The sequence below is a fragment of the Pseudomonas sp. MF6751 genome (genome assembly GCF_016613265.1).
Lineage (GTDB): Bacteria > Pseudomonadota > Gammaproteobacteria > Pseudomonadales > Pseudomonadaceae > Aquipseudomonas > Aquipseudomonas fluorescens_BV.
This window is the reverse complement of the sequence record NZ_JAENSV010000018.1, coordinates 38,839-50,766: the sequence shown is the minus strand read 5'-3', so window position 1 is coordinate 50,766 and position 11,928 is coordinate 38,839. Positions and strand designations below refer to the sequence as shown.

At 52.4% G+C, this 11,928-nt stretch carries 8 protein-coding genes; all 8 read right to left on the bottom strand.

The window, feature by feature from the left end:
• Positions 1–11 precede the first annotated feature (11 nt).
• Positions 12–5,516 (bottom strand): Eco57I restriction-modification methylase domain-containing protein, encoded by a 5,505-nt coding sequence (locus tag JJD66_RS16275; RefSeq protein WP_234452247.1) that lies wholly within the window; start codon positions 5,514–5,516, stop codon positions 12–14.
• A gap of 151 nt (positions 5,517–5,667) precedes the next feature.
• Complete coding sequence (locus JJD66_RS16270; RefSeq protein ID WP_200648562.1) at positions 5,668–6,201, bottom strand: DNA-directed RNA polymerase subunit alpha C-terminal domain-containing protein; 534 nt, start codon at positions 6,199–6,201, stop codon at positions 5,668–5,670.
• Between the two features lie 67 nt (positions 6,202–6,268).
• Positions 6,269–7,783, bottom strand: coding sequence for a zeta toxin family protein (locus JJD66_RS16265; protein ID WP_106116951.1), 1,515 nt, complete (start codon positions 7,781–7,783; stop codon positions 6,269–6,271).
• 9 nt (positions 7,784–7,792) lie between these two features.
• Positions 7,793–8,239, bottom strand: coding sequence for a hypothetical protein (locus JJD66_RS16260; protein WP_004666761.1), 447 nt, complete (start codon positions 8,237–8,239; stop codon positions 7,793–7,795).
• Positions 8,232–8,609, bottom strand: a complete 378-nt coding sequence (locus JJD66_RS16255; protein ID WP_106116952.1) for a hypothetical protein — start codon at positions 8,607–8,609, stop codon at positions 8,232–8,234. The genes JJD66_RS16260 and JJD66_RS16255 overlap by 8 nt, the downstream gene beginning before the upstream one ends.
• Positions 8,609–8,989, bottom strand: coding sequence for a hypothetical protein (locus JJD66_RS16250; protein ID WP_004666759.1), 381 nt, complete (start codon positions 8,987–8,989; stop codon positions 8,609–8,611). Before JJD66_RS16250 ends, JJD66_RS16255 begins: the two co-directional genes overlap by 1 nt.
• A gap of 18 nt (positions 8,990–9,007) precedes the next feature.
• On the bottom strand, positions 9,008–9,397 hold the full coding sequence (locus tag JJD66_RS16245) for a hypothetical protein (RefSeq protein ID WP_138984307.1): 390 nt from the start codon (positions 9,395–9,397) through the stop codon (positions 9,008–9,010).
• 2 nt (positions 9,398–9,399) lie between these two features.
• Entirely contained in the window at positions 9,400–11,925 is a 2,526-nt protein-coding gene (locus tag JJD66_RS16240) for a type IA DNA topoisomerase (protein ID WP_106116953.1), read from the bottom strand.
• Positions 11,926–11,928: the final 3 nt, after the last annotated feature.

Here is an 11,928-nt window from a genome sequence, read left to right as displayed (position 1 = left end):
GGGTTTTTTCTTTATGCGCGCATCTTCTTCGCTTCTGGTGCAGCGTTGCCCTGCAGCACTGTCGACTTTGGCGTCCACGTCGAAACATAGTTGTCGTCAGCTTGCATCAGCTTGAGCTCTGTCATCACATCACGCGAGTCATCCCTCAGGTTTTCCAGGCGACTTTGCTGCTGGAATGGTTTCCCCTTTTCTATCTTGGCCTTGGCCAGCTCATCCCTCTCTCCAATCCGGGAGTTTTCAGCGTCAGCTCGCCAAGCTTCAAACCGGTCCAGGAAATTATCAATGCGGCTGATGAAGCCTGGCAGGCTGAATTTGTCGTCGGTTCGATATACCAGGTTATCTGGCTCGTACGAATCGTTACCTGTAACCGTGAACTGAATCTTGTTCCGGTTGCATGAGACATCGATCTCAAATCCCCTATAGGTGCCAACACGGATGATTGCCGCACGCTGGAAAGTGTCCTCTGCCTTGCGGTCGACGGCCACCTTCATGCTGCCCATGATTGCGCCCAGGAGCTGGTCTTTGTTGTCCTCGCCATAGCTCTTTGCTGCCGTTTTGAACAAGAAGCTGGAACCTGTGCCGGCATCGCGTTTGGCGATCTCGCCATTCCAACGAGCGACCGATCTGTCAGCTCTCTTGTCTGCTTCTTCAAGCCAGGTAATCCGGCTATCCAGTGCATGTTGATTTCGCTTGTAGTTGGAGAACAGCGCCTCCACTTTCTTCAAGTCAGCAGCAAGTTGGACTTGGAGGAAAATAAGCGGGTTACCGGTCGCAGCGGCCTTCATCTCTGCAGCGTTGGCAGCTTCGCTGGCCACGTCGTCAATTACACGCTGAAGGCCATCCCCTTTCCGGAACTGCTCGATGCCGGCAGCCTTGTACTCGATGGTCTGCCACATCCGGCTGTCATAGGTCTGTTTGGTCGCATACCGCAGGATTTCGATCTCAAAACCGTCTGGATCCTGCTCATAGAACATATTGCCCTGACGCTCGATTCGACCGTCACGTTGCTCAAGATCGCTTGGGCGCCAAGGGGCGTCGACGTGGTGTAGGGCAACCAGTCTGCGTTGTACGTTCGTACCTGCACCCATCTTCGTGGTGGAGCCAAGCAGCACCCGAACATCACCGCGATTCATTTCGTCAAAAAGCTTCGACTTCTGCAGGTCTGTATTGGCTTCATGGATGAATCTTACCTGATCCGCCGGCACGCCCTTGTTGATGAGCTTCGTATGGATCTCCTCGTACACGCTGAACGATGCGTTGCCAGCCAAGATTTCGTCCATGGAGATGACCTCACCATCTTCGTCTTCATCAAGAGAGGCCTCTGGAGCGGTTTCCTGCCGCTTTTTTCCTTTAGGGGTGGAAAGGTCGCAGAATACCAACTGAGTGCCTTGCCGAGCGTCCCAAGCCTCCCAGATGCGGTGCACGTTTTCCACGCAGGCATTAACCTTACTGCCAATGAAATCCTCAGAGTCAGGATCAATCAATCGGAAATCTAGCCCCGCCTTCCTGGCGTCGTTGGTGATCTTCAGCGGGTTGTCGATGCGCGGATCCCGTGGGAGGTGTTCCATACGGTAGATGATCGAACCCTTGTTCCAGCTCCGGATAACACCGCCGTCAGCACGATGAATTGGCTTGCCGTGATCATCCAGTACCTCGGATTGAACCCCCATGTATTGGGCTTGTTCATTGGAGCGTTCAACAATGATGTTTTGAGGACGACCGCCTTTAACCCGAGGCACAGGAAAACGAGTTCCTCGTTCTGCGGCCTGTTGTTGCAGATCTGCCCTGGTGATGACGTCCGCAAATGTTCGGTACATCGTGTTCAGCTCAGGGACATTTTGGAATCTTGAAAATCTTGAATTGAGTCGGTAATTCACACCCGTGGCATCCAGCTCCCAGCCGGTGACCACTTGGCCGAAGGTAGAGGCCCAGGCATCAAAGTGTACGATTCCGCGTTCTTTCAGTTCGTCATACTGCATGTACCGCTGAACGGTATAAAGCTCAGCAATGGTGTTGCTCAACGGCGTGCCAGTAGCAAGGAATACACCTCGACCGTCGTACTTCTGCTGCAGGTACCGACATTTAACAAACAGGTCGAAGGCCTTTTCGGAACCAGTGAGGTTCCCCAGACCGGAAATCCGGCTCAGCGACGTGGTAATAAACAGGTTCTTGAATTCCTGAGCCTCATCAACAACCAGTGCGTCGACGCCCAGATCTGCAAAGGTCACTGCCTGGTCTTTAGCACCTGTATCGGCTTTTTTCTCCAGCCGTTCCTTCATCCGCTCTTTGGCCTTCTCCATTTCCTTGATGGTGATGCGGTCCCCGCGGTCGTTCTTGAGATCGATGATTGCATTACTCAGGTCGCTAATTTGTTCCTGGAGCAATTTCTCAAGGGTGTCCTGAGGCATCCCAATTTTTTTGAACGAACTATGAGCTACCACGACAGCATCCCAATCACCCGTTGCGATACGGGCAAACAAGCGCTCGCGGTTTTCCTTTTTGAAGTCTGACTTCTCAGCAACCAGGACGTTGGCGTCTGGGTAGAGTGAGTAGATAGCGTCTTTCCATTGCAGCAACAGATGGTTGGGAACAACAAGCATCGGCTTGTTCAGAAGCCCCATCCGCTTGCTCTCCATGACGGTCCCTACGCACACCAGTGTCTTGCCGGCGCCGACGACGTGATCGAACAAAGCGGTTCCGTCTTGAATGCCCCGCCAGATACCATCCTTCTGATGAGGACGCAGCGTGATGTCGAGTGATGCACCAGGTAACTGGAGGTGAGAGCCGTTGTACCGCGATGGAATATTGGTATTGAACCTGTCGTTGTAAAGCCTGGCCAGCTCCACCCGCTGATCTTTGTCTTCCCAGATCCAGTCAACAAATGCCTGGCGCAATTCATCCGCTTTCTGGTTCGCTGCGGCGGTTTGAGTTTCGTCTACCTGCATGATGGGTTGGCCGCGATCATCTCGGCCAACCTCGGTTTTGACTTGAATTGATCGGTTGGTCAGTACCGCTTCAATCAGTTTGTTTGCCGGATATGCTTCCGTACCCCAAGTTACGCGACACGTCGTGTTGTCACCCTGACCAATATCAGCAATCCATTTTCCGAGCGCTGCCTGGTAGCTGATGCGTCTCTGCACATCTCCGAGCAGGTGAACCACGAATTTATCGACGACGGTATCAGGTACCCAGGTTGAACCCAGTTGGACAGAGATGTCGACAGGATCGATGTCTGCAGGTTGAACCGGGCGCAAGGCGTCTACGTTATGCGAAAAGCGCGGGTCTAGCTCTGCAGCCCTGATAGCACCACGAAGCTTAGCTTTCACGTTCCCTGTTAAGTACTGGTCTGCTGTCTCCCATCGGTCCTTTCCAGGATTGAAATAAATCAAACCACGCAGATCAGCAATGATGTCTTCTTCGGAACGACCGCAAAGGCGAACCATGCGTTCTAGGTCAACACGGCCGACCTGGTTCATGGAAACGACTAAGGCATCTGTCGCCGAGTCGACGTGCCGAACTTCCTGACGAGGTGTCATCACGCGACGGCTGAAAATCGATGCCTTATCGGCTTTTGGGGGACGAGCGGCCACCTCATGCTTGCGGGCCATATCTGCTGATATGCCCCGGTCGTAATTGCTTTCCAGCGCATTCAACAATGGATATTCAGGATCGTCGCACATCGCCAAACGGTTAGCCTGGCTGCTGATATGGCCATGTTTCCGAATGAACCGATCGTACAGCGTGTTGAGTCGAGTCCGGTGCAGATTGAGGTCGCTTTCAATGCCCTCGGATTGTTCTGCTGCCATCAAAGTCCGTAGAGCGTTCCTGACCTCGATCATGCCCTTGATTCGGTCGCCTGCACGCTCGTTTTTGGGTGTGATCAGTTGATAATCAGTCTTGGCCAACTGGTCGGGAAGGCGTCGAGCGATTAGGCCAGCCTCGGTGATGAAGTAGGAGCCGACTTTTAGATTCTCAGGCAGTACCAGCTCAGGCTTCTCATCTGCAGCGTCAACTAATTCTGGAGACGGATTAGCTTTGTAAACGTCACGTGGTAATGCTTCCAACCGAGCGGAGATCTCAGCGGCCAGATCCCGACCAGGCTCCCCGATCAAATCAGCGGTGTCTCGGTGCATGTTCCGTGAAATGACCATGCGACCGGCCATCTGCCCCGGGTTTTCAATGAAATATTGGTTGATGGTGATGGGGGCACCTGTCTCACGATCTCGTATATCGCCGACATTTACCCATCGCTTGTCAGTTTCCTCACCAGGTATCGCTTTCTGGAAAAACACAATGTCGGTCGTGACTTCCGTCAGCGCGTTCTCTTTGAAAGCAGTGTTTGGCAACCGAATCGCGCCAAGGAAGTGGGATTGTTCAGCGATGTGCTCACGAGCTCTGCCGTTCGCTGCATCCAAAAAGTAGCGACTGACGACTACCCCCATCACGCCACCTGGCTTGAGCTTGTCGAGGGATTTGGCGAGAAAGTAGTTGTGGATGGAGTACCCGCTCAGCTCGCGGTGATGGGGATCGTAGAGTGATTGCGAGCCGAAAGGAGGGTTGGCCACGCACGCGTCAAAATAACCGCTGGGAACTACAACATCCTGCAGGCCCCGGTTGAGATAGGTAGCTGAAGGGTAAAGGTGCTTGCCTATCTCGGCTGTCAGAGGATCGAGCTCCACTGCAGTAAACTGGCTTTCTTTCCGAAGCGCTTCGGGCATCAAGCCAATAAAATTGCCAGTGCCGGCAGCTGGCTCGAAGATCTTCCCGCCCGGGAATCCAAGCCGCTGCATGCCCTCGTAAATCCCTCCAATGACAGCAGCAGAGGTGTAATGGGCATCTTGAGTCGAGCGCCGAGCTTTCTCAAATTCATCTTGGCTGAGAAGCGCGCCCAGTTCCTGGTACTCCCGCTGCCAAGCCTGATTACGATGGTCGAACGCCTGAGGCAACCCACCCCACCCAACATATTTGACCAGAATTGCCTGTTCTGCTGGTAACGCTGCCCGCTTCTGCTCACGTAGTAGCTGCAGTAGCTGGATCGCCTCTACGTTGTCCCGAAACTTGGCTTTTGCCCCACCTAATCCCAGCGAGTCCGCCGCGGTGATCGCGTAATCGGTTAGTGTTAAAGCTCTGTGTTCACTTCCTGCAGGGCCAGCACTTCGTGCTCGGTCAGGCCGGTTTTGTGTTCCGCTGGGAGGCTGTGCAGTGCTTCCAGTTCCAAGCGTTGCTGCTCCAACACTTTCCCCAGCAGAGTCAGTTCCCCTTCCCTCTCCAGTTGCTTCAACTGCGTGGGGCTGTTCAATGCCCAACGATCCAGTATTTTCCAAGACTGTGGGCCGAATGACGGAGACTGAAGAATTGCCTTGATCGTATCCGAGCTCAATTCCCGGCTTGCGATTTCCAACGGTTGGGTTTGATTTGTGATCATGGTGTTCTCCTTGTTCGTCATCGATGTCGAGAGCGGCCTCTAGGGACTCAATCGCATCAACATTTTCTTGAAAAGCAAAATCAAAACCCATCTGGGCATGGTCATGCGGCTGCCGTTTACGTGGCATCGTACCCTACTCCATTCAGTTCGTATCATGGTCATTATACGAAATGCGTAAGAGAGTACAAATCTTTGCTGTAAGCCGTGATTTTTTCTAGAAAAACTTATCTCCCGGATGCGTGCTACTCAGGGCGGAATGCCAGTCCCCGAGCCTCGACCTCCGTAACGACCTCGGCAAAGGTGCCTCGAGGCAGCTTTTTAATCCGAATCAATTCTGTCTTCGAAAATGAAGTCAGAAATTTGATATCGGTCAGGGATTCGCCTCGTAAATAATTCCGAGCTCGCGAGGAGATGTTCAAAGCGTCAACCGATGAGTCTAAGGTGAGTGGTGATTGCAAGGGGGTAAGGATCGCACTGATTGACCTAGTAATAGCGTGGCCAATTTCCTCACTGTTCTCCCTTAGAAATTTTTGCCAGTCCGTTGGAGATGGCGAATCTGAGAGAACTTCTCCAAATTTTTTCAAGGGGTCATATTTTTGGATTGCACGAAACCCGTAGCCTAATATTTGGGCAACTCTGGGTTTGGTGATTTTCCGTGCCGCAGCTATGTCGGCGTATGTGGCACCCTTGCTGATGGCATCCAGTGTTTCTAAAGAGTTCAGAATTACTAGATACCATCCAGTGTTATTTTTTTTTGCCTCGGTGTGCTTGGGCATTAAATCTGTCATTAGCGAAGAACCTTGAACTGATTGAAATCAAGCAGACCCACCACTGAAACGCGGGTCATCGAAGCTTGCGGTGAGGCGTGCTATGCACTTTGGTTGGTGCGTCAACGCTGCGGCCATAGTCAGCACGGAGAGCTGCAAGCTCTGCTAGATCCCCCTCACCGGCTTGCCGACGATGCATTTTGGATTGCACAAGATCAAGGGTCAGTTCGAAGGACGATCGCTCGGCCTGCGTCCAGGCTCTCGACCGCTCAGTGTCTACATGAACTCGTCCTTGGACGGGGGTTTGCTGCCAACCACCTGCTATACGTGTGTTGTCGTAGATGTCAGTGCCGCTTCGGTTCGTCACGTGCATTCGGTCGACCAAATTGGCGGTTTCTAGCCGATCAACAGTGAGGGGCAGTCCTACAAACGCCAGGTCGTGGTTGATTCGGTTGGACCAACGCCCAAAGCCATTGGCCTCGTGTTGCAGCTCGTACCGATGGTGAATGCTTAGACGGCTCACCAGGTCATTAACAGCCAAAACACGAGCATCGATCCGGTACCCTGCTGATTGCAGCTTGCTGCAGAGCTTGGCCAGGCTGTCTGGATCGCGCATCGTTCCATCGATAACCAGGTTCCTGCGTTCTTTAATGGCCAGGTTCGTGAGTTTCACAGCCCAGCCTGCAGCATCACGATGAGTAAGATCCGCTGCGTCACGGTCGTTTTCACGCATCAGCTTGAGTAGGTGGGGGTGGTACTTGCGCAGCTCGTCAGCGTCAATCTTGATTGCATTGCCACCCAGTTCAGTCGTGGCATAACTGCTGAGGGCCGCTTTCCCCGCCCCAGGTTGCCCCCCGAGGATGATCGCAACTGGTTGCTGCACCGGTTTACTAAGCATCAAAGCGTGATGGGCAATGTCTTCAAAAATAAGCTGATGCTCTTCGGCCTCAAGCCTGAACTGTGATTGATCGTCTTTAGGGAAAGTCTGCTGATGCCTCTCGCCGGATCTGATGCCATTAGCGACGGCCAGAGCCTCTACACGAAGCTCATGAATGGAAAGGGACTTGTCGTCTACCAGGCCCGTGGCCTTGAGTATCTGCTGCAACGCTGCGCGGGTCTTGTCCCAGGCTTTTCCTAAAAACGTCCGCTCCTCTTCCGCCACGAACGCGAATACTTCTTCGGCGCGGTGTAGCTCGCTTCTGTCGTGGTAGTTTTTATCAACATCTGCCCAAATATGGCTCAGCGTTGGTTCATTGCGCGTTTCAAGAACGCGATCCAGGAGCGCCCTCTTTTCTTCGGGATTGAAGGTGTTGAGCCCATAATGCCCGAGGAGCTCGTGGCGCAAGGTTCTGAGGACGGCCCCTTCGTCACCCATATTGGAAGCGATAATGGTGAAGAATGCGTTTTTTGGGTGGTAGGCTCCGTCGATTCGGACTCCGATTTTTTCTCGTGATAATTCTGGTCCATAAATGTCCTCCTGCTTCGCAACGACGATAGCTCTCAGTTGAATATTTCCATTGTAGTTGTCCAAGAACCGATCAACCACGTGTTGCACCAGTTCAACGCTTAAACCCCTGTTCTGATCGTCCATGGTCAGTCCTTAAATCTGAGCCCGTACCTGGGCGCCGTAGTTCGCGATTACACGACGTATGGTGTCGACGTCATCTATGGATATTTTGCTACGCTCCAGCACGAGCTCAGCCTGCTCCTGACGCAATTTTGAAAGAGCCTCAAGGTCGGGCTCAGCCTTAGACCTTTCCTCGTGGATTGCCTGTGATCGTGCCGCGAGTGCGTTCCCGATGGTTTCCATCGCGCATTCGTATTCTGCAACCTGCTGGCTGGTCAATGGACCTGGCATCTGAGAGCCCTCATGCTGTCGTTTGAATGTTTGGTAAAGCAGAGCAATCCCTGCTGCAAGAAACAGTGCTGCGTGAACCAGCTCGCCCGGAACGTCGAACCTGTGGTGAACTGCAAGCACTGCGTAAGAAAGCCCTATGATCGAGCTGCCAATAGCCACACAGGTACGCCAAATCCGCTGTTTAAGCATCAGAATCGCTCTGCTTATCTTTGACCAAGGTTAGGGTGTAGGCTTCATTCATCACCGCCATGAGATTTTCGGCTGTTTCAGGACTCTGGCAACGGAACAGCACAAGAGCGCCGAGAATCTTCATCGCCCGATCAATGTGAGCCGGTACAACCAGGTCGAGTGGTTCGACGTTGTAAATGTTCGCAAAAGCCACCCCTTCCGTTCCTGTGATGCTTAGCGTTCTGTCAATGGACGCCGAGACAGCGGGTGGTAATGCAGCTTTGTTCTCAGCATCGACCATCATCAACGACACAATGAAGGGTACGCTTTGGCCTTTACCATTCGTGGCGTAATACGCAGGGACAAACTTCATATCATCTTCGTTGAACATTACTTTTTCTCCCAGCGGTTCACATCAAGCGCAAGGAATGGATCTTTCATGCCGCTTTGTTCATCAAGCGAGCCGAATGCCGCAATGTTCTTAGCACGCTCTTTAAGCCAGCTATCAAATATTGACTGGGCTTGTGAATCGGTGACTTTTACGAGCTTTCCATTTTGAGAGAAGAAAACCGGCATCCTGAATGTTTTGCTGTTGTCGACCGAAATTGCAACCTCAAACCAAGTGTTGTTGCCATCAGCGACTTTGAAAAATTCAGCGTGCATCCCCTGAATCAGCTGCCGTTGCATTCCTTCCTGCTCATGCTGATTTTTCGACTGATCGCACCCAGCAACAAGGATTGCAAGCAACAGAGGTAACAAACGTATAAACATGTATTGCTCCTTTCTTTATCACCAACCAGGCGGTGAGTTTGGGTGCGTGATCGAGGCATCAAGCATCGGCGATGAATCAGGGCTCAATCCCCAGGCGTAATATCCAAGCCCAGAGAAATAGTAAGCGGGAGCATCATTGATAGTTCCAATGACCTCTGCGTAGTCTTCAAAAGCATTCATGACGTCCGACATTCTGAGATCGGGACTGCCGAATGACGTGCGCAATACCTCTTCAGGGCTTGCTGTGAGTCCAGATCCTGCCGTTCCACCCCTAACTGACAAGACCCGCAGCCGTGTCCATTCTTGACTGGGCATGCGTTTCATATGACCAAGGACCAATGCTCTGAAATCATCCAGAAAAGGTGCCAAGCTGAGGTCGTGCGCAATAGCATTTTCAATCTGAGGCACGGTCAGCTCCCCCTCTTTTCAAACTCAAACTCAACCTTCCAAGCTTCACGGTTGAGCTTGAGTTTTGCGGAAAAAGCACTGTTGTTTTTGGGGCTGACAAAACCACTAAGTTTTTCAGTAATTCCGTCTGTGAGGAGTGCTTTGAGTTCAGCATCATTCAAAGCCCTGCCCAGTAACTCTGAAAACATTTTGAATTTGCATGATGGACATTCAAGCGTCTTCCCTGTTGCTTCGAGAATGCCCGGGCATCGAGGGCAGTTAAGCGGAGCGAGTATGATTTGCTCCTTGGAGGATGTCTCGCTCTTGGATGTACTAGCACCAGAATTTTCAAAGAGAGGCTTGGTCTTGCCGGTGGCACGATCTAATGACAGGCGCGCCGAGAATTTCGTTTTTTTCTCACGGCCTATTAAGTTCTGAAGTAGTCGTGTCTCACCCTTCTTAAGTAAGGCTTCAATATCTTTTGCTCCAAGCAGCTTGCCGAACGCTTCATGCCAGAGGACAAATTTGCATTGGCTGCAAGCAGTACGTTTCCCTTTGTTCTGTAGCTCGCCAGAGCAGTTTGGGCAAGGAATTTGCTCCCCTGGTGAAGGTGGAAGATCTGCCATTTCAGCGACTTTGGCCACCTCAACAACTTCCCGAACGAATCGTTCGGCATATTCCATGAACTCAGAATGGGTGAGTGTGCCACTGGCGACCTTATCCAGTGACTGTTTGAAATAGCCAGCCTGTGCGGGGTCTTTCACCTTCATAGGAAGAGCATCGATCAGGTTTCTGGCCTGCGCACTCGTCATGAGTTTTTTCTTGCCCTTCGGCGCAGATACGAAAAGCTCTCGCTTTTTCATATCCGCAATAATCCCGGCACGAGTGGAGGTTGTTCCGATGCCCTCACCTTCTTTGAGGAGTTTACGAAGCTCCGGATCTACTACATACCTGTGCAGGTTCTTCATCGCATCAAGCAGCATGTTGTCGTCAAATCGCGGTAGCGGCGTGGTCATTTGGTCGACCATGCTGCAAGACAAGCACGAGACGCTATCCCCCTCACTCAGCGCTGGCAGCGTCAGCGATGGAAGGTTGTCCTCTTCCAGCTCTGTACCATCCAATGGCGGTGGTTCTTGATAGATCGCTTTCCAACCCAACTGTACGGGGGTGGTACCACTAGCCGTAAAAGCTTCACCATCAATATCTACGTGCAGCGTTGCGGCCTGATATTTGTAATCGCTGGCAAACTGAGCCAGGTATGCCCGAACAACCAGGTCGTAAACGTTTCGCTCTCGTTCAGTCCACTCGGCCAGGTTCACCGTTTTTTCGGGAATGGAAGGCACTATGCCGTGGTGCGGAGTTGGCTCCCCGGTCGGTGTGCGTACTTTCGCGTCATCGAAGGCAGCTGATTTATGGGAGTGGTTTAGCAGGTCAGCAATCTGGGTCAGGTCAGGACGAATTTGCAGCACTGCCGCTATCACTTCAGGAGCTTCATCGTGATGGGCTTCTGAAAGGTGCCTGACATCCGTTCTTGGATAGGTCATTACTTTGTATGTGTCGTACAGCTTCTGAGCCGCTTCCATGACTTCCTGAGCGGAATAGTCATACCGGCTGAAACCTTCCATCTGCAGCTCGTTCATGGAGAGAGGTAGTGGAGGTTTCTTGCTTTTGTCGACCACAGCGCTTTCGGTAACAGAACCTGTCCGGCCTTTGACTTTTTCTGCAATGGACTTGGCGACTTGAGTGTCGACCACACGCCCATCATCATCCAGGCCAGGTTGATCAGCCCGCGGTTTCCACCGAGCCTGAAAGTCCGGACCTTCGGTTGGTTTCAGTTGTACGGTGACTACTTGATAGGCGTGAGGCTTGAATTCCTCGATCAGCCTGTCGCGCTCCCTGGCTATATAGAGCAAAGGCGTTTGTACGCTCCCAACGGGTAGCAAACCCTGTTGTCCTACCTCACGGCCGCGCAAGGTCATCGCTCTCGTGCCGTTCATACCCAGCAACCAGTCGTAGCGACTGCGAGCAAGGCCCCAGCGCCGCCACCCGGTGAACTGAGGTTCTGTGTTATCGCGAATGTTGGCAAGTGACTCTTTGATTTTTGTAGCGTTGTAGTCGTTGATCAGCACCCGACGTACAGGCTTCTTGAATTGGAAGTACTCGAGGGCTTCATCAACAAGGCACTGACCCTCCTCGTCGGAATCACCAAGGTGGTGAACAACATCACACCACTGCAACAATTCTTTAAGCTTTGCGATTCGAGCCTTCTTGCGTGGATCAGGCAAAAGCTTCCAGGCCCGAGCTCCAGGGATAATCGGTAGATCAGCCATCCGCCAAACCTTTTTCTTGCCGGTTGTCAAAGGCACGTCGTCAGGAAGGTAGTGGTCGGGTGGAGCTTGTTGAAACGCATGGCCATCGAGCCAGATAAACCACTGCTCGCCTCTGCGTGCCCAGCCTGGCCCCTGATCTTCGGTGCGGCCCGGAATGGCCGAATAAATACCCTGAGAAAGCTGGGATTCCTTCTCGGCAATCCACAAAACCTTTTCCATTAA